At 68.6% G+C, this 21,541-nt stretch carries 23 protein-coding genes; 9 read left to right on the forward strand and 14 right to left on the reverse strand.

From position 1 onward, the window contains the following. The first annotated feature begins 8 nt into the window (after positions 1-8). Positions 9-1,616, forward strand: coding sequence for a phospholipase D family protein (locus tag ACN9MV_RS02995; protein ID WP_426391262.1), 1,608 nt, complete (start codon positions 9-11; stop codon positions 1,614-1,616). A 7-nt stretch (positions 1,617-1,623) separates the two neighbouring features. Here ACN9MV_RS02995 and ACN9MV_RS03000 read toward each other — a convergent pair whose 3' ends face one another. The 5 genes from ACN9MV_RS03000 to ACN9MV_RS03020 all read right to left on the reverse strand — a co-directional run bounded on the left by ACN9MV_RS03000 (position 1,624) and on the right by ACN9MV_RS03020 (position 6,065). Further along, on the reverse strand, positions 1,624-2,271 hold the full coding sequence (locus ACN9MV_RS03000) for a LysE family translocator (protein ID WP_093175159.1): 648 nt from the start codon (positions 2,269-2,271) through the stop codon (positions 1,624-1,626). Positions 2,272-2,290: 19 nt separating this feature from the next. Next, positions 2,291-2,935, reverse strand: coding sequence for a YceI family protein (locus ACN9MV_RS03005; RefSeq protein ID WP_093054276.1), 645 nt, complete (start codon positions 2,933-2,935; stop codon positions 2,291-2,293). Positions 2,936-3,000: 65 nt separating this feature from the next. Beyond that, entirely contained in the window at positions 3,001-3,588 is a 588-nt protein-coding gene (locus tag ACN9MV_RS03010; RefSeq protein ID WP_307615323.1) for a YceI family protein, read from the reverse strand. After that, positions 3,588-4,172, reverse strand: a complete 585-nt coding sequence (locus ACN9MV_RS03015; protein ID WP_426391263.1) for a cytochrome b — start codon at positions 4,170-4,172, stop codon at positions 3,588-3,590. Before ACN9MV_RS03015 ends, ACN9MV_RS03010 begins: the two co-directional genes overlap by 1 nt. Positions 4,173-4,259: 87 nt before the next feature. Next, positions 4,260-6,065 (reverse strand): ATP-binding protein, encoded by a 1,806-nt coding sequence (locus ACN9MV_RS03020; protein WP_426391264.1) that lies wholly within the window; start codon positions 6,063-6,065, stop codon positions 4,260-4,262. Between the two features lie 82 nt (positions 6,066-6,147). Here ACN9MV_RS03020 and ACN9MV_RS03025 point away from each other — a divergent pair, with 82 nt between their 5' ends. Further along, positions 6,148-7,386 carry a THUMP domain-containing class I SAM-dependent RNA methyltransferase gene (locus ACN9MV_RS03025; protein WP_093077016.1) on the forward strand — a complete coding sequence of 413 codons (1,239 nt, stop codon included), beginning with the start codon at positions 6,148-6,150 and terminating at the stop codon, positions 7,384-7,386. Here the strand turns inward: ACN9MV_RS03025 and ACN9MV_RS03030 are convergent. After that, positions 7,372-7,839 (reverse strand): surface-adhesin E family protein, encoded by a 468-nt coding sequence (locus ACN9MV_RS03030; RefSeq protein WP_307615320.1) that lies wholly within the window; start codon positions 7,837-7,839, stop codon positions 7,372-7,374. The two genes, ACN9MV_RS03025 and ACN9MV_RS03030, sit on opposite strands and share 15 nt — an antisense overlap. Positions 7,840-7,967: 128 nt before the next feature. On the opposite strand from ACN9MV_RS03030, the gene ACN9MV_RS03035 reads away from it, so the two are divergent. The 3 genes from ACN9MV_RS03035 (at position 7,968) to ACN9MV_RS03045 (ending at position 9,303) form a co-directional block, all read left to right on the forward strand. Then, complete coding sequence (locus ACN9MV_RS03035) at positions 7,968-8,399, forward strand: putative toxin-antitoxin system toxin component, PIN family (protein ID WP_426391265.1); 432 nt, start codon at positions 7,968-7,970, stop codon at positions 8,397-8,399. Between the two features lie 179 nt (positions 8,400-8,578). After that, complete coding sequence (locus ACN9MV_RS03040; protein WP_093054123.1) at positions 8,579-9,061, forward strand: type VI secretion system amidase effector protein Tae4; 483 nt, start codon at positions 8,579-8,581, stop codon at positions 9,059-9,061. Continuing rightward, entirely contained in the window at positions 9,058-9,303 is a 246-nt protein-coding gene (locus ACN9MV_RS03045) for a hypothetical protein (protein ID WP_093054125.1), read from the forward strand. Before ACN9MV_RS03040 ends, ACN9MV_RS03045 begins: the two co-directional genes overlap by 4 nt. Before the next feature lie 18 nt (positions 9,304-9,321). Here ACN9MV_RS03045 and ACN9MV_RS03050 read toward each other — a convergent pair whose 3' ends face one another. After that, positions 9,322-10,233, reverse strand: coding sequence for a hypothetical protein (locus ACN9MV_RS03050; RefSeq protein ID WP_093054128.1), 912 nt, complete (start codon positions 10,231-10,233; stop codon positions 9,322-9,324). Between the two features lie 64 nt (positions 10,234-10,297). Then, positions 10,298-11,995, reverse strand: a complete 1,698-nt coding sequence (locus ACN9MV_RS03055) for an FMN-binding glutamate synthase family protein (RefSeq protein ID WP_093077021.1) — start codon at positions 11,993-11,995, stop codon at positions 10,298-10,300. Between the two features lie 55 nt (positions 11,996-12,050). Between ACN9MV_RS03055 and ACN9MV_RS03060 the strand changes: the two genes are divergently transcribed. Then, positions 12,051-12,845, forward strand: a complete 795-nt coding sequence (locus ACN9MV_RS03060; protein WP_093054132.1) for a YecA family protein — start codon at positions 12,051-12,053, stop codon at positions 12,843-12,845. A 52-nt stretch (positions 12,846-12,897) separates the two neighbouring features. Next, positions 12,898-14,085 (forward strand): MFS transporter, encoded by a 1,188-nt coding sequence (locus tag ACN9MV_RS03065; protein ID WP_093077022.1) that lies wholly within the window; start codon positions 12,898-12,900, stop codon positions 14,083-14,085. Here ACN9MV_RS03065 and ACN9MV_RS03070 read toward each other — a convergent pair. Genes ACN9MV_RS03070 through ACN9MV_RS03080 form a run of 3 tightly spaced genes read right to left on the reverse strand, consistent with a single transcriptional unit; the run spans position 14,075 to position 15,806 of the window. Next, positions 14,075-14,392 (reverse strand): GNAT family N-acetyltransferase, encoded by a 318-nt coding sequence (locus tag ACN9MV_RS03070; RefSeq protein ID WP_093054135.1) that lies wholly within the window; start codon positions 14,390-14,392, stop codon positions 14,075-14,077. The two genes, ACN9MV_RS03065 and ACN9MV_RS03070, sit on opposite strands and share 11 nt — an antisense overlap. Then, positions 14,389-14,883, reverse strand: coding sequence for a nuclear transport factor 2 family protein (locus tag ACN9MV_RS03075; protein ID WP_426391266.1), 495 nt, complete (start codon positions 14,881-14,883; stop codon positions 14,389-14,391). Before ACN9MV_RS03075 ends, ACN9MV_RS03070 begins: the two co-directional genes overlap by 4 nt. 26 nt (positions 14,884-14,909) lie before the next feature. Next, positions 14,910-15,806: a LysR family transcriptional regulator gene (locus ACN9MV_RS03080; protein WP_093054139.1), complete on the reverse strand. Its 897-nt coding sequence runs from the start codon at positions 15,804-15,806 to the stop codon at positions 14,910-14,912. A gap of 77 nt (positions 15,807-15,883) precedes the next feature. Here ACN9MV_RS03080 and ACN9MV_RS03085 point away from each other — a divergent pair, with 77 nt between their 5' ends. After that, the gene (locus ACN9MV_RS03085; RefSeq protein ID WP_426391267.1) at positions 15,884-17,068 is read left to right on the forward strand and encodes an Acg family FMN-binding oxidoreductase; all 1,185 of its coding nucleotides are present in this window, start codon (positions 15,884-15,886) and stop codon (positions 17,066-17,068) included. Positions 17,069-17,090: 22 nt separating this feature from the next. Here ACN9MV_RS03085 and ACN9MV_RS03090 read toward each other — a convergent pair whose 3' ends face one another. Then, complete coding sequence (locus ACN9MV_RS03090; protein WP_093054143.1) at positions 17,091-17,618, reverse strand: CinA family protein; 528 nt, start codon at positions 17,616-17,618, stop codon at positions 17,091-17,093. After that, positions 17,612-18,139: a phosphatidylglycerophosphatase A family protein gene (locus tag ACN9MV_RS03095; RefSeq protein WP_093054280.1), complete on the reverse strand. Its 528-nt coding sequence runs from the start codon at positions 18,137-18,139 to the stop codon at positions 17,612-17,614. The genes ACN9MV_RS03090 and ACN9MV_RS03095 overlap by 7 nt, the downstream gene beginning before the upstream one ends. Positions 18,140-18,321: 182 nt before the next feature. Between ACN9MV_RS03095 and ACN9MV_RS03100 the strand changes: the two genes are divergently transcribed. Beyond that, entirely contained in the window at positions 18,322-19,770 is a 1,449-nt protein-coding gene (locus ACN9MV_RS03100; RefSeq protein ID WP_426391268.1) for an MFS transporter, read from the forward strand. 28 nt (positions 19,771-19,798) lie between these two features. On the opposite strand, the gene ACN9MV_RS03105 is transcribed toward ACN9MV_RS03100, so the two are convergent. Continuing rightward, the gene (locus ACN9MV_RS03105) at positions 19,799-21,514 is read right to left on the reverse strand and encodes an FAD-dependent oxidoreductase (protein WP_426391269.1); all 1,716 of its coding nucleotides are present in this window, start codon (positions 21,512-21,514) and stop codon (positions 19,799-19,801) included. Positions 21,515-21,541: the final 27 nt, after the last annotated feature.

Here is a 21,541-nt window from a genome sequence, read left to right on the forward strand (position 1 = left end):
AGCCACCGATGACCCGCCGCCTGCCGTCGCTTTCGCGTTGTGGGCATTGGGTTTTCGTCATGGCGGCGGTCTTGCTGTTCGCAGGCTGCGCCACATTGCCCGACGAGGCGCCGCGCCCGCCCACCAAGGCCATGGCCGTGTCAGCCGACACCGCGCTCGGCAAGATCGCGCTGGCCTCGCAGCCCGACCCCGACCTGAGCGGCTTTCGCCTCATGCCCGGCGGCGACTTCGCCTTCGACACCCGTATCCAGCTGGCCCGTCGCGCGCAGCGCACGCTCGACGTGCAGTACTACCAGATCGAGAACGACGAGACCGGCCGCTACCTGATGCGCACCCTGCGCGACGCCGCCCAGCGCGGCGTGCGCGTGCGGCTGCTGATGGACGACCTCTACACCTCCGGCGAAGACGAGCTGCTGCTCGGCCTGGCCGCCACGCCCAACGTGGAGCTGCGCCTGTTCAACCCGTTCCCGGCCGGGCGCGGCAGCCTGCTGAAGCGCTTCAGCGCGTCGCTTTTCGACTTCAGCCGCGTGAACCGCCGCATGCACAACAAGCTGTTCATTGCCGACGGCGCGATGGCGGTGGCGGGCGGGCGCAACATCGGCAACCAGTATTTCAGGCGCACGGCGGGTGAGAACTTTCTAGACCTCGACACCTTCGTCACCGGCGCGCTGATCCCGCGGCTGGGCAGCCTGTTCGACCAGTACTGGAACAGCATCTACGTGCGGCCGATCCAGTCGGTGGTGGCCAGCGACCTGTCGCGCGAGGAGCTGCAGAAGCGCTTCGACATCGCCACCGGCCCCGACACGACGCCACCGCCGCCGCCGCCCGCACCTAACGACCTGCTTGGCTACAGCCCGATGGCGGAAGACCTGAACGCCGGCAAGCTCGGACTGATCTGGGCCACCGCAGAGGCCTACGCCGATTCGCCCGAGCGCGTGATCGGCAAGACCGCCTCATACGGCGGCGTGCCGCTGCTGGACGTCGACAGCGTGCGCTACAACGTGGTCGAGCAGATGCGCCGTGCGCGCTCCGAGGTGACCATCGTCTCGCCCTACCTCATTCCGGGCGCCTCGGGGCTGGAGGTGATGCGCGAGATCCGCGGCCGCAACGTGAAGATCAGCGTCGTCACCAATTCGCTGGCCGCCACCGACGAGCCGTTGGTGCACACCGCCTACCGCCGCTACCGGCCCGACATGCTCAAGCTCGGCGCCGACCTCTACGAACTGAGCTCCACGCGCACCCGGCGCAGCGTGCGGCTCGGCCTGTTCGGCACCTCGGTGGGCAGGCTGCATGCCAAGTCGGCGGTGATCGACCGGCGCATTCTTTTCGTCGGCTCGATGAATTTCGATCCGCGCTCGGAGACGCACAACACCGAGATCGGTCTCTTCATCCGCAGCCCCGAGATGGCGCAACAGGCGCTCAAGCTCATCGACGTGCTCAAGCAGCAGGGCGCCTACCGGCTGCGCTTTGCCGAGGGCAGCAACGAGTCGCGCATCGAATGGGTCAGCGACGACGCCGGCAAGCTCACTGTGCTGAGCGAGGAGCCCGACTCCGGCTTCTGGGACCGGACCATGCTCGAACTGCTGGCGCCGCTGACGCCGGAGAGCCTGTTGTAGCGTCGGCTCAGTTGCCGCGCACGGCCGACCAGATCAGCCGCAGGCCCAGCAGCCCCATCACGCCGCCGGCGGCCCGGTCGATCCAGACCTTGTAGCGCAGGTAGGCCGAGCGTGGCGCTGCCGAGGAAAGCGCCAGCGCCACGATGGCGTACCAGCCCGTCTCGATGCAGAAGATGACCGCCGGCACCGCCAGTGCGAGCACCAGCGGCACCTCGCGCGGCAGGAAGGCCGCGAAGATGCTGGCGTAGACCACGGCAGTCTTCGGGTTGCTGACCTGCGTGGCCAGGCCCAGCAGGAAGGTGCGGCCGCTACGGCCCTGCTGGCGCGGCGACCCGTCCGTCTCCTGCGCCGCCACGGCCAGCGGCTGCCGCGCGCCGCTCCAGATGCGAAAGCCCAGGTAGACGAGATAGGCGCCCCCCAGGCCCTTGATGGCCACGTACAGCGCCGGCACGGCCAGGAACGCCGCCTGCAGCCCGGCCAGCGCGGCAATCGCGAAGACCAGCCCGCCGGCACCCATGCCCAGCGCTGCGGCCAGTCCGTCGGTGCGCGAGGTCACGGCGGTGCGGGCCACCATCACGAAGCTGGGGCCGGGACTCATCGCGCCCACAGTCATGGCGCCGGCGATGCCGAGCAGCGAAAGGGTGGTGTCCATCATGGCCTTGCCTTCTCCGGTGTCACTGCACGTTGACCGCTTCGACCTGCACCAGCAGCTTCACCTTGTTCTCGAAGCCGAAGTTCAGCCCCCAGGTGATGCCCCAGTCGCTGCGCTCCACGGTCGTCTCGAAGTCGCCGCCGCACACCTGGCGGTTGATCAGCGGGCTCAGGTAGCAGTTGAAGCGCACGGCCTTCAGCGTCACCGGCTTGGTCTGGCCCATCAGCGTGAGCGTGCCGGGCACGTCGACCACCTTGCCGCCGCTGAAGTCGATGCGGTCGGCCACGAAGCGGCCGGTCGGAAACTCGGCCACGTTGAAGAAGTCCTTGCTCTGCACGTGGCGGTTGAGCAGGTCGACGCCGGTGTTGATGGAGCTGATGTCCATCGTGATGTCGACCTTGCCGCTGGCGCCGGTACCGTCGATCTGCACGGAGCCGTCCTTGGTGCTGAAGCGGCCCCGGTTGGTGGTGGTGCCGTAGTGGCCCATTTCGTACATCACGAAGGTGTGCGTCGGGTCGACCACGTAGTTGGCGTTTTTCACCGGCCCGCCCGCGGGCTTGGCGGCCACGGCCGGCGCGGTGTATTCGGGCCCTTGTGGTTGCTGCTGTGCCGTGGCGCCGGTGAACGCGGCGGCCGACAGGGCCGCGGCGAGAAGGAGCTTTTTCATGGCGTTGGTTGTGTGGGTCATGAAAGAGAAAAGTGAGTGAGGGGAGGGCAGGCCCATTCGGCCGTTCACAGCGGCCCGAGGCCTGTGAGCGTGAACTTGAAGCGCACCTGCACCTCGTTGCCGACCATCGAGGTGTCGGTCCATTCGCCGTCGCCCACCTTGTAGTCGAGCCGCTGGATCGTAAAGCTTCCGGTGGCCACCGCGTAGTTGCCGCCGGCCGCCGCGATGCTGACGGGCACCGTCACGTACTTGGCCGTGCCCTTGATGGTGAGCTTGCCCGCCATCTCGAACTTGCCGTCGCCCAGCGCCTTGATGGCGCTCGACTGGAAGCTTGCCTGCGGGAAATGCGCGGCGTCGAACCACGGCTGCTTGGGCAACTCGGCATCGCTCATCGGAACGCCGAAGCCTGCGCTGGCCGTGTCGATCTGCAGCGCGACGCTGCCGCCCTCGGGCTTCTTCGGATCGAAGGCGACGTGTGCGTCGAACTTCTTGAACGTGCCTTCCACCGGCACGCCCATCTGCTTGGTGACGAACACGATCTGGCTCTTGTCGGCAACGAGCTTCGCGGCCGCGGGCTCGGCGCCGGCCGGCAGCGCCATCGCGAAGGCCAGTGCCGCGAGCGACGGCAAGAGGCGGAAAAACAGTCGCTTCATCATCGAGCAGATTCCTTGCGTGGCCCGGGCCACATGCGTTTCAGAAGACCGTCGCGGTCGATCCAGTGGTGCTTGAGCACCGCCACCACGTGCAGCAGCGTGACGCCCGCCAGCACGAAGGCGCAGTTGCGGTGCAGCGGCTGCAGCACCGCCTCGGCGAAGTCGTGGTCGACAGGCACGAAGTCGGGCAGCGGCAGCACGCCGAACCACGCGACCGGCATGCCCATGGCCGAGCTGTAGGCCCAGCCGGACAGCGGCACCGCGAAGAACAGCAGGTACATCAGCGTATGGCTGATGCGGTAGCTGGCCAGTTGCAGCCGCGTCATGCCCGGCGGGAGCGCCGGCGGACGGTGCCCCAGCCGCCACAGCAGCCGCAGCGCCGAGAGCGCGAGGATCGTGATGCCCGCCCATTTGTGCCAGCTGTAGACCTTCAGCCGCAGCGGCGAGAACGGCAGGCCCGTCATGTAGATCCCGACGCCGAACGAGCCGACGATCAGGGCCGCAAGCAGCCAGTGCAGCGCGATCGCGAGCGGGTCGTAGCGCGGGTCGGCGGCGAGGGGAGGGGGGGATGTGTCGGTGGACATCGAAGGCAGGGCTGGCGGCCTGTGCGCGGAGCATATATCGGAAGCCATGACAGCACAGCAGGGCCCGTGCCAGCCCGGTGGCCTCGGTCAGCCCCGCAGCTGCTGCGCCTTCAGCAGCACGCCGCGCAGTTCGTCCGGCTGCACCGGCTTGCGCAGCGCATGCCAGCCGCGCTCGGCGGCGAGCCGCTGGGTGGCTTCGTTGATGTCGGCCGAAATCAGCGCGATCGCCAGCGACGGCTTCTGCCGCTGCAGCTTCTCGGCCAGCGCGATGCCGTCAAGCGCGCCCGGCAAGCGGATGTCGCACAGCGCCGCGTCGAGCGCGCGCAGGTCGGCCAGCGCCAGCGCCTCGGCGGCGCTGGCATAGACGCGCGGCTCCACTTCCCATTGCAGCAGCAGGGCCGAGAGGCTGTCGGCCACCACCGTGTTGTCTTCCACCACCAGCACGGCGAGCCCGGGGCGCAACGGCGTGCGCGCCGCCTCGTCGCCATCGTTCTGCGCCACCGCAGCAGGGCGCGTCGCCACCACCGCGCCTTCCGGTGCGGCAGGCAGTTCGAAGCTGAACACCGACCCTCGCCCCGGCGCCGAGCGCAGCGACACCGCAATGCCGAGATGCGCTGCCAGCCGCCGCACGATCGCCAGGCCCAGCCCATGGCCGCGCTGCAGATTGCGCTCGACGTTGCCGATCTGCTCGAAGTCGTTGAACACGCGCTGCTGCGCGTCGGCCGCGATGCCGATGCCGCTGTCGCGCACCTCCACGCGCCAGGCCCTGCCGGCGCCTCGCCGCCGCGCCCGCACCGCCAGCAGCACGCGCCCGCGCGGTGTGAACTTGACGGCGTTGTCGACCAGGTTGGCGAGCACGCGGCGCAGCGACACCGTGTCGCTCCAGGCGATTGCGTCGCGCGGACAGTGCACCAGCACCCGGCCGTCGCCCGCCTGCCGCGCCAGTTCCTGCAGCAGCGGCGCCAGCGCCACTGCCGCCGGGCGCAGCGGATCGACCGCGGCCTCGATGCGGCCGATTTCCAGCAGCTGGTTGGTCAGCCCCTCCAGCGCCTGCTGCGCCCGCGCAAGCGAGCCCACCGTGTGCTGCACCGCCTCCATGTCCGCGCCGTTGTTCAGCTGCTGGCGCAGCACCTCGGCCTGCAGGCCGATGGCCATCACCGGCTGGCGCAGGTCGTGGTTGGCGGCCGAGAAGAAGCGCAGACGCTCGGCCTGCGCATGCTCGGAGGCGCGCAGGCCGGCCAGAGCCTGTTCGCGCAGGGTGCGCTCGTTGAGCCGCAGGCCGATGTTCTCTTCGAGCTGGCGCGAACGCTCGGCCACCAGCTTCCACATCATCGCGATCAGGCCGATGCCGATGACCGCCACGGCCATCATCACCGGCGCGCCCATCCATAGGCCGGTAACGATGATCGGCGCCAGCAGCAGCGTGATGGCGAGCTGCGTGGCCGGCGTGTAGAACGACACCGAGAAGGCCGACGACAGCGTCATGCCCATCAGGATCAGGCCCAGCAGCAGTTGCAGGTCGGCGCTCGCGGGGTTGAACAGCAGCACCCCGGCCAGCCCGTGCGCCAGCTCCCAGATGGCCGTGCGCAGCGTGTGCGTGCGCTGCGCCTCGCGCAGCGTTTCGGGCGTGAAGGGCTCTGGCAGGCGCTGCGGGAAGAAGCCGCGCATTACCGTCACCCCCGTGACCATTGCGATCCAGACCAGCGCGCGCGTCAGCGAGTACTGCCAGGCGAAGAGCGCCGCCACGCCGCAGTTCAGCAGGTACTGCACCAGCAGCACCGGACCGATGGGCCGGACCGACAGCCGCAGCACCTCGCACTGGATCGCGAAGCGGTCGTCGCTGCTGTCGCTGGCGGCGGCCGGCGCGGTCGGTGATGCGGGGGTGGGGGTCATCGGCGAATCGACTATATAGAGAAGGTGCGTGACGCGGCGACAATGGAGTCCCCTAGTCGGGTTCCCCGATGGCCAAATTTCCGTGAACGATCTCTCCTTTTTCCTGCCTTGCGCCGCCGGCGTCGAGGAATTCCTCGCCCAGGAGGTGCACGCCCTGACCGGCCGCGTCGGCCAAGACCTGCTCACGCTGCGCGGCGGCGTGCGCGTGCGCGCCGACTGGCGCGACGCCTTGAAGCTCAACCTGCACTGCCGGCTTGCGCAGCGCGTGCTGGTCGAGCTGGCCCACGCGCCCTACCGCAGCGAGAACGACCTGTACGCCATCGCCAACGGCGTGGCCTGGGAGATCTGGTTCACCCCGAAGCAGACCTTCAAGATCGAGACCACCGCCCAGCACAGCCCGCTGCAGAGCCTGAATTTCGCCACCCTGCGCATCAAGGACGCCATTGCCGACCGCTTCCGCGCCAAGGCCAACGGCGTGCGCCCGAGCATCGAGACCCAGTGGCCCGACTGCCGCGTGTTCGCCCACCTGACCACTGACACCTGCACGCTTTACATCGACACCTCGGGCGAGCCGCTGTTCAAGCGCGGCTGGCGCCAGGACAAGGGCGACGCCCCGCTGAAGGAAACCCTGGCCGCCGCCATGCTGGCCGCCAGCGGCTGGTGGAACCCCGAAACGGGCGAAGTGTCGACCCAGCCGCTGTACGACCCCTGCTGCGGCAGCGGCACTATTGCCATCGAGGCGGCGCAGATCGCGCGCGGCATCGCGGCCGGGTCGCTGCGGCGCTTCGGCTTCGAGAAGCTGCTGCCGTTCCAGGCGCACGTGTGGACCGCCATCAGGCAGGAGGCCGAGACGACCGTGCGCGAGGGCGGCGTGGCGATCTTCGGCTCTGACGTGTCGCACCGCATGGTCGACTTTGCCGAACGCAACGCCGAGCGCGCCGGTGTGGCGCAGGCCATCGAGTTCCGCGGCGGCGACGCGCTGCAGCGCATGCCGCCGGCCGAGGGCGGCGTGATCATGCTCAACCCGCCGTACGGTGAGCGCATCGAGGTGGGCGGCGTGGCCGGCACGGGGCGCTCGGGTGCGCGCGAATCGGCGCAGACCGAAGCAGGCGAAGGGGGTGATGGCGGCGAATTCTTCCCGCAGCTCGCCACCCACTGGAAGAAGAATTACGCCGGCTGGACCGCCTGGGTCCTCACGCCCGACCTCAAGCTGCCCAAGCAGATGCGCCTGAAGGAATCGCGCCGCGTGCCGATGTGGAACGGCCCTATCGAATGCCGCCTGTTCCGCTTCGACATGGTCGCGGGCTCAGCGCGGAAGTAGCTCGCCTTCGGGCTTCGGCTGCTGTTCTTTGGCTTCCTTGGGGCGAACGGCACAGGCCGCGTTGATCGTTCGCGTGACGAGGTCGCGCGCGCCGGCCAAGGTCACGGTGCGCACGTCGCTCTCCTCGAAATGCCTTACCGCGACCGGCTCGCCGACGAAATCCGGATGGCCGAAGTAGGTGGCGCTCACGTAGCGCGCGCTGCGGGCCTCGCAATCGACCTTGGCCCGGGCCTGGAAAGAGCGGAACCTGATGCCGTCGCGGCCCGTGCGGTCTTCAGGCAGGCTCATGCGCAGGCTCACGAGGCGGTTCGAGCCGTCCACCTCGACGCTGGTCGGCTCGACCTGCACATAGCTGCTGGTGGCGTCGCCGGGCGTGCCCGACAGCGTGAACCACTCGGCCCGGACACCCACGGAGGCGAGCAGGACGAGGCAGAGCAGCGGGAGACGTTTCATGAAAGAGGGCGGATGCTGTGATGAGGCAGGGCGCGCAAGCGCCCGGGAGCATTGTCGTCGGCCGAACCGACTCGGGCCTGACGCCGGCCCCGCATGGTGCAACATCGGCGATATCCCCCGCACATTCCATGACGTTGACAGAATCCTCCGCCCCCGTCGTCATCGACACCAACATCGCGCTCGACCTGCTGGTCTTCGAAGATCCGGCCTGGGAGCCGCTGACTGCGCGGCTGGCCGCGGGAGAACTGCGCTGGCTGGTTACGGCCGCCATGCGCATGGAGCTCGAACGCGTGCTGGGCTATCCGCTGATTGCAAGGCGCATGGCGCAGCGCGAACTGCAGGTGCCGATGGTGCTGGCAGATTTCGACGCGCGGGTGCAGATGGTCGAGGGCATTCCGCCGCGCGCACCTTGCGTGTGCAGCGATCCTGATGACCAGGTGTTCATCGACCTGGCTGTGGCGCATCGGGCGCTGCTGCTGAGCAAGGATCGGGCGGTGCTGTCGATGAAGAAGAGGCTGGCGCTGCGTGGGGTGGCGGTGCAGGCGACGTTCGCGGCCTAGCTGCATCAATGGTTCGGGTGTCGGGTATCAATTGACAACCTTCTAGTCATCGATCCTTGTCAGGACGCTGTTAGATTTTTCAGCAAGGCAAGGATGGTTGCGGCGAATAGGCATTGCAGTCCCTTGCTTTTTTTGCGGCACCGACGCCACCCCTTCAGCCTTTGCTATGACTGGAAACCATGCAACCATCTTTTGCGACTCTTTGGTCGAATCACCCCAATATCAAGGGCGACGATGACCTGCTGGACAAAGATACCTACAAGGACCAATGCGCGATCAACGTAGGCGCTGCCTTTATTCGTTCGAGCATGAGCCTCGACAACTTCCGAGGTGTCTATTCCTGGCAGAAAGACAGGCCGAAGTACCCGATTCGTGCGCAGGAGTTGGCGAACTGGCTGGATTCGGGAACCTCGGGTCTTATGTCGCGCACCGAAAAGTACACCGGCAAAGAAGGATTCGACAAAATCGCCAAGCGCACTGGAATCGTGTTCATCCAGAACTACTGGGGCGAGGGGAGACAAGGTGACCACATCGACCTCTGGAATGGGTCGCGGATGACAGAACTCATGTCATATTTCCGTGTGCAGTGGCATCTCTCTTGGGAGGGGATCATCACTGACATGCGTCTAGCGCAAGCTATTTGGTTTTGGCAGGTTTCATGAAAATCCTACTTCGCCTCATCTGCATTGTGCTGGGGGGGCTGGCGCTCAGTTTTGTTGTGGCAAAGTGCGTGCTCGTGCCCATTGGCCAGTGGTACGAAATGAACAAAGCGCAAAGCGAGAGCGATCTAACTCAAGCCTTTGTAATCGCCCTTGCGGTGCAGGCAATTTGCGCCATCGTGGGTGGTTGGTTAGGCGACTGGGCATTCCGCAAATGGCGGCAGAAGCGACTCGATCGCCAATAACTCGCGCAACGACTGTCGCTAATTCGGGAGAGGCGCCAGATACCACCGCCCCAGCAACCGCGCCACCGCCCGCACCCGCTGCGTATCGCGCCCCCACCGCCGGCTCGCCGGCAGCTTCTGCGCCCACTTCATGCGCCGCGCTGCGTTCGCGATGCGCTCGCGCACCTCTTCGTTCACGCCGGACAGCGCCGCATGCCAGTGCTGCCCGGCAGCCTGCGGCGCGGCGGCTTCCAGCATCATGGCCGTCGAGTGCAGGTAGCTCAGCCAGTCGCGCGCCTGGCATTCGGCCAGTGTCATGACCTCGGCCGGGTCGTCCTCGAAATCGATGTAGCCGATCACGCCGTCAGGGCACTGCACGAGGTTGCGGTCGAAGGCCTGGCTCAGGTGCTGGCCGCGCACGTGCACGGCGGCGATTGCTGTCAGGCCCTCGCGCCAAACAGCCAGCAGCGCCGCGGGGCCCGCTGCGGCGGCCTGGTCGAGCCGCTCCTGCAGCACGACCGTCGCGCGGCCGCTTTCGCCCAGGTCGGAGATCAGCAGGCCATCGGCCTGTTGTGCCAGCACCACCGGCACGCGCAGGCCGGCGGCCGCGAGCTGTTTCAGCCGACGCGCCTCGGTGGCGATGGCCGCTTCGCCGCCCGGGTTGGGCACCGGCTTGATGATGTCCAGCCGCGCCATGCGGGCGACCGCCGCCATCACGCGGTAGCCCCACTTGCCATGCCGGGGGCCGGCCTTCTTGAGCCACACGCGTTCGCTGCCGAAGCGGTGGCTGGCCACGTTCTTCTTCTGCTGGGGCAGGGTGGTGCGCAGGAACTCCGCGTAGTCGCTGGGCGCTGGCGGGTTCGGGGAAAGCGCGTCGAGGGGCGCGGGCGCCGAAGCTGCGCCCTTGCGCGTTTGCAGGCGCGCGTTGGCGCCTCGTCTCAAAGGATTCATCAGGTCGATACCTCCGCACTCCGTGCTGCGGTACGAGCTTGCTTGGGGCGGCCCGGCGCTGCACTCATGCGGCCATTGCAAAGCCCGTCACAAGCCCTTGCGGGCCCTGTGTGACGGGCTGGAAACTCTCAGCACTGGCCAGCGGCCAGTAGGTACGGAAAACATTGTGCTGCTCGTCGAGCGGGCCGAGCAGGGCGCCCGGCTGCACCTGCATCACCAGGTTGCTCAACAGGCGCACTTCGGTGTCGGAAATGCGGCGCACGATGTGGTGCGCGGTAATCTGCTGCGGATGGTCGAGGCCCGCGGCCTGCACCAGCTCCTGCAGCGCATGCAGCGTGCTGCGGTGGAAGTTGCGCACGCGGTCGGCCTTGGTGGGCACCACCAGCGCCTGCTGGCGCAGCGGGTCCTGCGTGGTCACGCCCGTGGGGCAGTGGCCGGTGTGGCAACTCTGCGCCTGGATACAGCCCAGCGCCATCATGAAGCCGCGCGCGGCGTTGCACCAGTCGGCGCCCAGCGCCATCATGCGGGCCACGTCGAAGGCGGTGATCACCTTGGCGGCGCAGCCGATCTTGATGCGGTGGCGCAGGTTCACGCCGATCAGCGTGTTGTGCACCAGCAGCAGGCCTTCCTGCAGCGGCGCGCCCACGTGGTCGCTGAACTCGACCGGCGCCGCGCCGGTGCCGCCCTCGGCACCGTCGACCACGATGAAGTCGGGCGTGATGCCGGTGGCCTGCATCGCCTTGACGATGCCGAACCATTCCCACGGATGGCCCAGGCAGAACTTGAAGCCGGTCGGCTTGCCGCCCGACAGCTCGCGCAGTTTCGCGACGAAATGCATCATCTCGGTCGGCGTGGAGAACGCGCTGTGCGACGAGGGCGAGATGCAGTCCACACCCACCGGCACGCCGCGCGCCGCCGCGATCTCGGGCGTGACCTTGGGGGCCGGCAGCACGCCGCCGTGCCCGGGCTTGGCGCCCTGGCTCAGCTTGATCTCGATCATCTTCACCTGCGGGTCGCGTGCGTTGGCAGTGAAGCGTTCTTCGTTGAAGGTGCCGTCGTCGTTGCGGCAGCCGAAGTAGCCCGAGCCGATTTCCCAGATCAGGTCGCCGCCGTGCACCCGGTGATGCTGCGAGATCGAGCCCTCGCCGGTGTCGTGCGCAAAACCGCCCATCTTCGCGCCCTTGTTGAGCGCGAGGATGGCGTTGGCCGACAGCGCGCCGAAGCTCATGGCCGAGATGTTGAATACGCTCGCGCTGTAGGGCTGCGTGCAGACCTGCGCCGGGTTGGCGCCCACCGGCTGCGGCGTGCCGCCGATCACGATGCGGAAATCGTGGTTCTCGAGCTTCGTCGGCTGCATCGAATGGTTGATCCACTCGTAGCCCGCGATGGTCACGTTCAGCTGCGTGCCGAAGGGCCGGTTGTCGGGGTCGCCCTTGGCGCGCTGGTATACCAGCGAGCGCTGGGCACGCGAGAAGGGTGCGGCTTCCGAGTCGCTCTCGATGAAGTACTGCCGCATTTCTGGCCGGATGAACTCCAGCAGAAAGCGCAAATGGCCGATGACCGGGTAGTTGCGCAGGATGGCGTGGCGGGCCTGCCGCAGGTCGTGCACGCCGGTACCTGTAAGTACCGCAAAGACTGCCACGCCGATCCAGGCCAGCCACAGGTGCGGCGACACCAGCACGAACGCGAGGCAGGCCACCAGACCGACCACGCACAGGGCGAAGGCGCTGTAGCGCGTCGGAAACGGAATAATCGTGGGCATAGAAATAGTCTCGACCGGAGCCTGCTGCATCATAGAGGGCTGCCCCGAACTTGCCATGACGACCATTCCCGACCCCATTTCGCCCCCAGAGGCCACCTCCGCAGCCCAGTCCCCCCTCGGCCCCGACGATTTCGACGCACTCGACCAGGCGCTCGACGCCATGCGCGAGCACGACGAGGAAATCCCCCAATGGGAGTTCTGCGAGGGCTTCATGGCCGCGCTGATCTGCACCCGCCGGCCCATCATGCCGTCCGAATACTGGCCCGTGCTGCTGGGCGACAGCTTCTCGTCCGCGCAGCACATGGAGTTCGTCTGGAACTGGAAGCGCCGCTGGGTCGAGATCGAAGAGGGTCTCGATGCCCCCGTCGAAACCCTCGACGACGAACGCAGCTGGCAGCCCGAGGTGCTCGACACCCGCGGCGCCATCGCCTCGCTGCCCGAGGAAGAACGTGCCGAAGTGGCCGGCGAAGCGATTCCCTCATTCGCGCAGGTCTGGGCGCTGGGCTTCATGTACGCGGTCGAGAACTGGCCCGAAGACTGGGCCACGCCGCGCGACAAAGATGCTGCGCGCATGCTCGACGACGCACTCGACAACATCGTTGCCCTCACCGAGGACGACAACGCCAAGCCAACGCTGTCGATGTACAGCGACGACGCCCCACCCAGCGTGAGCCAGCAGCGGCTGGACGACTTCGGCGCTGCCATCTGGGCCGTGTACGACCTGCGCCAGCTCTGGAAGAGCCTCGGGCCGAAGGCAGAGACCATCCGCAAGGAAGCTGCTCCCGGCCGCAACGACCCGTGCCCCTGCGGCAGCGGAAAAAAATACAAGAAGTGCCACGGTGCCACCTAGCGCCGGCATTGGCTCTGACAGTGCACCCCTGACGCCGCGCGCGGCCTGGGTGATGGTCCTGGCGCTGTGCGCCGGGGTCGCGCTGAGCCAGGCATTCCGCACGGTCGGCGCCATCATGGCGAGCCCGCTGCAGGCCGACTTTCATCTTTCCGCCCAGGCCCTCGGGATCTTCTCGGGGGCTTTTCACTTTGCGTTCGGCGCCATGCAGCTGTTCATGGGCATCGGCATCGACCTGCACGGCGTGCGCCGCACGGTGCTGGTGGCCTTTCCTGTCGCCATCGCGGGCGCGCTGCTGTCGGCGGTGTCGTCCAGCTATCTCGTGCTGGTGGCGGGCCAGGCGCTGATCGGCGTGGGTTGCGCGCCAGCCTTCCTGGTGTGCACGGTGTTCATCGCGCGGCACTTTCCGGCGGCGCGCTTCGCCACCGTGTCGGGCATGGTGCTGGCCGTCGGCGGCCTCGGCATGCTGGCGACCGGCACACCGCTGGCGTGGCTGGTGCAGGCCTATTCATGGCGCGCGGGCTTCCTGGTGCTGGCCGTGGCGGCCGCGCTGGCATGGCTCGCAATCTGGTACTGGGTGCACGAGCCGGCCTCGGCCGTGCCGCAGGTCAAGGAGTCGATCCCCGAGGCGATCCGCCAGTTCGGCGCGCTGTTCGCCATGCCGCACACGCTGGGCATCATGGTGCTGGGGGCAGTCACCTACGCCGCCTTCATCTCGCTGCGCGGCCTGTGGCTCGGCCCGCTGATGATGGAGCGCCACGGCTACTCGCTGGTGCAGAGCGGCAACGTCGCGCTGGCGGTGTCGGTGATCTCGCTGTTCGGCGCGCCGCTCTTCGGCCGGCTCGACCGCGACGGCGCCGGGCGACGCCGCTGGATCGTGATCTGCGCGCTCGGTTATGCGGGGCTCTTCGCGCTCATCGCGGTGTTGCACTCGGCCTGGCTCGACATCGCCGGCATGGTGCTGATCGGCGTGCTCTCGGGCTTCATCGTCTGGCAATACGCCGACGTGCGCGGCGCCTATCCGGCCACGCTCACCGGCCGCGCGATGGCCGTGTTCACGATGGCGATGTTCCTTGGCGTGGCGCTCATGCAGTGGGGCACGGGCGTCGCCGCTTCGGTCGCGTCGGCGCATGGTGGCGACCCGCTGACGGCCGTGCTGTCCACCATCGCCGCGCTGCTGGTGATTGGCATCGCGGCCTTCGCGTGGCTGCCCGCGCCGAAGGCCGATTCCGTCAGATCTTGAAGGCGCGCTGAATGTCCGGCCGCACGAGGTCGGCGTACTCGCGATGCTTGCGGATGTAGCCCGCGATGAACTGGCACACCGGAATCACATGCAGCCCCTTGGCGCGCGCCTCGTCGAGCACGTGCCTCGCGATGCCCGAGCCCACGCCCTTGCCCTCGTGTTCCGGCAGCACCTCGGTGTGCGTGAACATGATCGCGTCGGTCAGCAGGTTGTACTCGGCATAGGCCGCGAGCTTGGCATCCAGCGTGGCCTCGTAGCGGTGCTGGGCTTCGTTGTTGGAAAAGGTGAGGGCGGTGTTGTTGCTCATGGCTGGCGTGCAAGAAAAGTGGCGAGGTTGGCTGCGGCGGTGGCGCGCACCTTGTTGCGCAGGATGGGCGTCCAGCCGAGCAGCAGGCCCGGCGTGCCGAGCGCCTGGCGCGACCAGGTCCAGAACGGGAAGCTGTCGCGGTGCGTCGCGATCAGCCCTTCGGGCGTGAAGGTGAAGCGCGCGTCGATGCTGTTGTCGACGAGGCGGCCGGTGGCGCTGAAGCGGTAGTGAGCGTCCCAGTGGGCGCTGCCGGTGTTGTCGTCGGCCTTCACGTCGCGCCAGGTCAGGCGCCACACGTCGGCGCCCTTGGCTTTCGTGCCCGTGGCCAGCATGCGCCACATGCCGCCCACTTCGCGCCGCCCACGCAGCGAAAAAGCCTCGTCGTCGAACACCGCGTCGCTTGCGTAGCAGGCTTCCATGGTGGCGGCGTCTAGCTTGGCGAACGCGCTGTAGAAGCGCTCGATGGTCTGGGCATTGGTGGCTGCTGTCATGAGGCCTTCGGGTTGGTTGGCGGGGGTCACAGCACCTGGGGAATGGTGCGGGCGAGGAAATCATAGACCGAGCGGATGCGCCGGTCGGTGCGCACCTCGCGGTGCACCGCCAGCCACACGGGTAGCACCGGCAGCTTGATCGAAGGCAGCACGCGCACCACTTCGCCGTCGGTGTGGGCCAATGACTCGCTCACGAAGCCGATGCCCATGCCCTGGCGCAGCGCCTCCCAGTACACGCTGACGTCGTCGGTGCGAAAGCAGAAGTCCTCGCGCTTCAGGGGCGCGCCGAGCTGGGCGGAGCTGCGCAGGATGCTGTCGTCGCGGTCGTAGCCCAGCAGGTCGTGTTTGAGCAGGTCGGTGATCTGGCGCGGCGTGCCGCGGCGGCGCAGGTAGTCGCGCTGGGCGAAGGTGCCGAGCGCGAACCGGCCCACGCGCCGGGCGATCACCGAGCCGGTCTCGGGCGGGCTCATGCGCAGCGCGATGTCGGCCTCGCGCCGCAGCAGGTTGCTGACTTCGTTGGTTGCCACCAGCTCGACCTGTATCTCGGGCAGCTCGCGCCGCATCTGGGCCAGCAGCGCCGGCAGCAGGTGCCGCGCCGTGGCCTGGCTCGCCGAGATGCGCACCGTGCCGGCCAGCGCGGTGTTGGCGCCCGACACGCTGCGCGACAGCGCGAGCGCACCGCTTTCCATGGCGCGCGCGGCCTGCGCGAGCCGCGTGGCCATTTCGGTCGGCCGCAGGCCCCGGCCGGTGCGCTCGAACAGCACCACGCCCAGCTGCGCTTCGAGTTCGGCGATGTGGCGGCCCAGCGTCGGCTGGCTCGCGCCCACGGCGCGCGCCGCTCCCAGCAGGCTGCCATGGTCGAGCGCGGCCAGAAACGCGCGCACCAGCCGCCAGTCGAAGCCTAGTTCCTTGTCGGGTCTCATCGGTATTCAGTTTTGAATAGCAGTTATCGAAGCTTGACGCATTGTGAACTGCGGGCGCGCTTTCGATAATCCGCGCAATGGATGAGCGAAGAAACTTTGTCCGGCTGCTGGGAGGCGGCGTTGTCGTAGCGGCGGGTGCGGCCGCGCTGGCAGCCTGGTGGCTGAACTCCGACATGCCGGCGGCCGCGCTGGAGGTATGGAACGGCCCCGGCAACGAGCCCGACGTGCGCAAGCGCGCCGTCGCCTATGCCGTCACTGCCCCCACCGCGTACAACTGCCAGCCCTGGCTGGTCGACCTGCGCGAGCCCGACGCCATCGTGGTCTATTGCGACCGCGAGCGCGTGCAGCCCGAGTCCGATCCCTTCGGCCGGCAGGTCGTCATCGGCCACGGCGCTTTCATCGAGCTGCTGGTGATGGCGCTCGCGCAGCAGGGCGTGCAGGCCAGCGTGCAGCTATGGCCGCAGGGCGAGCTGATCGGCGAGCCGCGGCACTGGCCGCACATTCCGGTGGCACGGCTGCGGCTGGCGGACGGTGGCGTGCCCGATCCGCTGTTCGCGCAGGTGCTGCGGCGGCGCACGCCCAAGCAGCGCTTCGACCTCACGCGGCCGGTGTCGGCCGACATATTGCAGGGCCTCACCTCGGTGGTGCCGGTGGGCGGCATGGTGAGCTCATCCGGCACGGTCGAGATGGCGCGCGTGCTGCCCTTGCGCAGGCTCTGCGCGGCGGCCGCGCGCGTGGAGCTCGCCACGCCCGGCACCGCCATGGAAAACCTGCAGCTGCTGCGCATCGGCCCGCAGGAGATCCTCGAACACCGCGACGGTTTCTCGGTCAACGATCCGGCGCTGCGCATCGCCGTTGCGCTGGGGCAGTTCAGCCGCAGCGCGCCCGCGCCCGAAGACAGCCCCTCGTTCCGCCAGGCCCTGCAGATGTTCGAGGACCAGGCCCAAACCGCGATGGGCTTCGTCTGGCTCAGCACGCGCGGCAACAGCCGCACCGAGCAGATCGCGGCGGGCCGCGCCCATGTGCGCCAGCAACTGCGTGCCACCGACCTGGGCCTGGGCATGCACCCGATGAGCCAGCCGCTCGAAGAGTTCGCGGAGATGGCGCCGTGCCGTGCGGTCGCGCACGACCTGCTGCTGGGCACCGCGCGGCCGGGCGACAGGCACAGCCCGACGGTGCAGATGATGTGCCGCCTCGGTTACCCGATGGCGCCGGTGCCTGCCGCGCCGCGCCGGCCGCTCGGCGACTTCATGACGGCCTGAAGGCCGGAGCCTGCCCGGGCGTTCAGCGCGAGAGCAGCTCGACCAGCGTCTTCAGCGCGTGATGCACCGTGGCCGCGCGCACCGTGGCGCGGTCGCCGTCGAAACGGCGGCGCTCGGTGCGCACATCGCCATCGACCGACCAGCCGAACCACACCGTGCCCACCGGCTTGTCGGGCGTGCCGCCGGTCGGGCCCGCCACGCCGGTCACGGCCAGCGCCACGCGCGACGGCGGCGAATGCGCGATCGCGCCCGTGGCCATGGCGCGTGCCACCGGCTCGCTGACCGCGCCGTTCGCCGCGATCACCGTTGCGTCCACGCCCAGCAGCTCGGTCTTGGCTTCGTTGGAATACGTGATGAAGCCGCGCTCGAACCACACGCTCGACCCTGCCAGCTCGGTGCAGGCCGCGCCGATCAGCCCGCCCGTGCAGCTTTCGGCGGTGGCCAGCATCCAGCCTTTTTTCTGCAGCAAGCCGGCCAGGGCCACGACCAGTTCGGGCGTGTCCTGGTCGGCGAGCGCCGTTGTAGAGGAAGAGTCCATCGGGTTCACCATGCGCGCCAGAGTGCAATGACCAGCAGCGTGCAGAACGCCGCCACCAGGTCGTCGAGGATGATGCCGAAGCCCGCGCGCCACCAGCGCACCTGCACCGCATCGCGCTGCTTGAACAGCGCGTCGGCCCAGCCCACCGGGCCGGGCTTGGCGGCATCGAAATAACGGAACAGCGCAAAGGCGATGGCCTGCGCGAAGAGGCCGGCCGGCGTTACCAGCCAGAGCACGATCCAGAAGGCGATCACCTCGTCCCACACCACGGCGCCTGGGTCGGCCACGTTCATGTTGCGCGCGGCCACGGTGCAGGCCCACCAGCCGATGGGCAGCGAGGCCGCGATGATCCAGCCGATGGTCGCCGGCGTGAACCAAAGCTGCATCACCGCGAAAGCCACCCAGGCCCACAGCGTGCCCACGGTGCCGGGCGCGAAGGGCGACAGGCCCGAGCCGAAGCCCAGCGCGATGAAATGCGCGGGGTGCGACAGCAGAAAGCGCAGCGTGGCGCGGCGCATCGGGGGTTGGGGCATGGCGCCGGTGGTCGTGGTGGACAAGGAAGAAGGAGAGGAAGAAGCGGCGTGCATCGGGGCAGAAGTGTCGCGCATCTGCGCCGGCACCGGTTCGGTGCGATTTATTTATCAAAGTAATAACTTGTTTAATTGGCGCCGGCCGCCTAATATCCGGGCTCCTTTCCAAGCTTCGTCTTCGCGCCATGTCTTCCTCTTCCGCCGCCCTGCGTCCTCCGCCTGCCACCGCCGCCTGGAGCGAATTGTTCAGCGGCCGCAATGGCTGGCGCGCGCTGGCCCTGACAGGCGGCGTCGCGCTGCATGCTGTCAACGTGCACATCGTGACCACCGTGCTGCCGTCGGTGGTGCGCGAGATCGGCGGGCTCGACTGGTACGCCTGGAGCACCACGCTCTTCGTGGTCGGCTCGATCCTCGGCGCCACGCTGTCGGTGCGGCTGCTCGCGGTGCTCGGCCCGCGCGGCGCGTGCCTGGCGGCGCTGGCGGTGTTCAGCGCCGGCTCGGTCGGCTGCGCGCTCGCGCCGGCCATGCCGTGGATGCTCGCGGGCCGCACGGTGCAGGGGCTGGGCGGCGGGCTGCTCGCGGCGCTGAGCTACGGGCTGATCCAGCTGGTGTTCGAGCAGCGGCTGTGGCCGCGCGCAGTGGCGCTGGTGTCTGGCATGTGGGGCGTTGCCACGCTGTGCGGGCCGGCCGTGGGCGGCCTGTTCGCGCAGGCCGGGCATTGGCGCTGGGCCTTCTGGTTCCTGCTGCCAGTGGCGGCGGCGCAGGCGCTGCTGGTGCTCGTGCAATTGCGACCCTCGATGGGCGTGAAGCACGCGCGGCCCGAGGTTCCACCGCGCGTGCCGGGGATGCAGATCGGCCTGCTCGCGCTGTCGGTACTGGTGATTGCGGCCAGCGGCCTGTGGCCCGAGCTGCTCTGGCAGGCCGTCGGCGTGGCACTGGGGCTGGCCATCGGCTTCGCGGCCACGCGCATCGACAGTCGCGCCACTGTGCGCGTGCTGCCGAGCGGCGCCTATTCGATGAGCGCGCCGCTGGGCGCCATCTACGCGAGCGTGGCGCTGCTGCTGATCGGCAGCACCACCGAAATCTTCGTGCCGTACTTTTTGCAGTTGCTGCACGGCCACTCGCCGCTGGCAGCGGGCTATCTCACCGCCGCGATGGCGGGCGGCTGGAGCGCGGGCTCGCTGCTGTCCTCGGGCCGCAGCGGCACGGGGGCCGACCGCATGCTGCGCGCCGGCCCGGTGATCTGCACGCTGGGGCTGGCGGCACTGGCGTGGCTGCTGCCGTCGCCGGGGTTCTTCGCCGACGGCTTCGAGACCTTGCTGATCGCCGTCGCACTGGCGGCCGTGGGGCTCGGCGTCGGCATCGGCTGGCCGCACTTGATTACGCGCGTGATGTCGCTGGCCCCCAAGGGCGAAGAGGGCCTGGCCTCGGCCTCGATCACCACCGTGCAGCTCTACGGCATGGCCGTTGGCGCGGCCGTGGCGGGGCTGGTGGCGAATGCAGCGGGCCTCACCGTGCCGGGCGGCCTCGAAGGCGCGCGCTCGGCGGCCGCGTGGCTGTTCGCGAGCTTTGCGCTCGCGCCGGCCTTGGCGGTGTGGCTTGCGTACCGCGCCGTCGCACGGCGCGGCTGGTGAGCGGGCCAGCCTTAGAAGAAGAGAAGGCTCAGGCCACCACGCCTTCCCAGGCCAGCGCCCGCCTGCGCGCCCGCACCCGCAGGCCTTCACCGCGCAGCAGGCCCACCAGGTCGTAGACCTCGGCAGGCAGGTGCGCACCGCGCCAGGCCACGTGCTGGTCGGGGCGGCACAGCACGAGGCGGTGCGTGTAGGCCTTGGGCACGTCTTCGGTCTCGATGTCCAGCACCGTGAGCGGCATGCTGTAGGCGGCCGCGGCGCGTTCGAGCGGCCGCACGTCCGCGCTGCGGTCGAAGCGCAGCATCGTGTAGCCGGGGCCGAAGGCGTCGTAGACCGAGCGGCCGTCCGAAAGCCAGAAGTGCGGCGCGCGGCAGCCCGGCACGGTGGACGGCGTGAACTCGCCCATCGAATAGGGCGGCGCCATGTGCTCGCCGTCTGCAATGATGATCGGCGAGCCGCTGTAGAAGTAGCCGAAGTTGAGGCCGCCGCAGCAGAACTGCTGCACGTTCAGCTCGTAGGCCTCGCGTCCGATGTCGGCGCGCAGCGCATCGCCGGCGGGGCCGGGCTCCTCGATGTTCGGCGGCACGGCGCGGCGCGCGCGGATCATCTTCTGCGCATGGTCCATCGCGAAGTTCGACACCTGCTCGGTGATCGGCTGGCGCTCTGCCTCGTAGGCGTCGAGGATGGCGTCGTCGCCCCAGCCCTGCACCACCGCGCCCAGCAGCCACGAGAGGTTGAGCGCGTCGGCAATGCCCGCGTTCATGCCGTAGCCCGCATAGGGCACCCACAGGTGCGCCGCGTCACCAGCGATGAACACGCGGCCCTCGCGGAAGCGATTGGCCACGAGGCGGCGGCCGATCCAGTCTTCCTTGCTGATGATCTCGTACTTGAAGTCGGGGCCCACGCCGAGGATTTCGCGCAGCGACTTGTCGCGGTCGACCGAATCGAACTCGGGCTCTTCGGCATTCAGGTGGTTGTGCACCAGCCAGGTCTCGTGCCCGTCGATGGCGAACATGGTGCCGCAGCGGCGCGGGTTCATTGCGTAGTAAGACCACGCCGGCTTGCCCGGAATCAGCGCGCGCAGCTGCGGCGCGCGGATGAAGGTCGACTGCACGCGCTGGATCACGGCCGTGCCTTCGAGCCTTGCGCCGATCTGCTTGCGCACGGTGGAGGCGCCGCCGTCGCAGCCCACCATGTAGCGGCATCGGATGCTGCGCGTCACGCCGCTGTCCATGTCGGTGGCGATGGCGGTCACGCCTTCATCGTCTTGCGTGAAACCTGCGAACTGCGTGCGGTTCAGGAGCGTCACGCCCGGCAGCGCGGCCGTGTGCTTCAGCAGGATGGGCTCCAGGTAAATCTGGTTGATGCGATGCGGCGGCTCGGGCGTGGGCCACCACGCGTCGGGGCCCTCGGTTTCGGTGTAGCGGTCGCGCCGGCACGGAATCGGAATGCGCGTGAGCTCGGTGCCCGTCACGCTGGTGCGGAACACCACGTCGTTCGGATAGTCGGCCGGCAGCCCCGCGTCGCGCAGCTTCTGCGCCACGCCCAGGCGGCGGAACTGCTCCATGGTGCGCGATGCCACGTGGTTGCACTTCACGTTCGGCGGCTCCGCGAAACGGCGCGTCTCGCAGATGACGACCGAGACGCCGCGCGAGGCGAGGTCCATGGCCAGCGTAAGGCCCACGGGGCCGGCGCCGACGATCATCACGTCGGCCTGCAGTGCTGCTGCGGTGTGGTGGTCGGTCATGTTCGGAAGAGGGCGGAAGGGAGCGTG

Source organism: Variovorax sp. R-27, from assembly GCF_049913215.1.
Taxonomy (GTDB): domain Bacteria; phylum Pseudomonadota; class Gammaproteobacteria; order Burkholderiales; family Burkholderiaceae_C; genus Variovorax.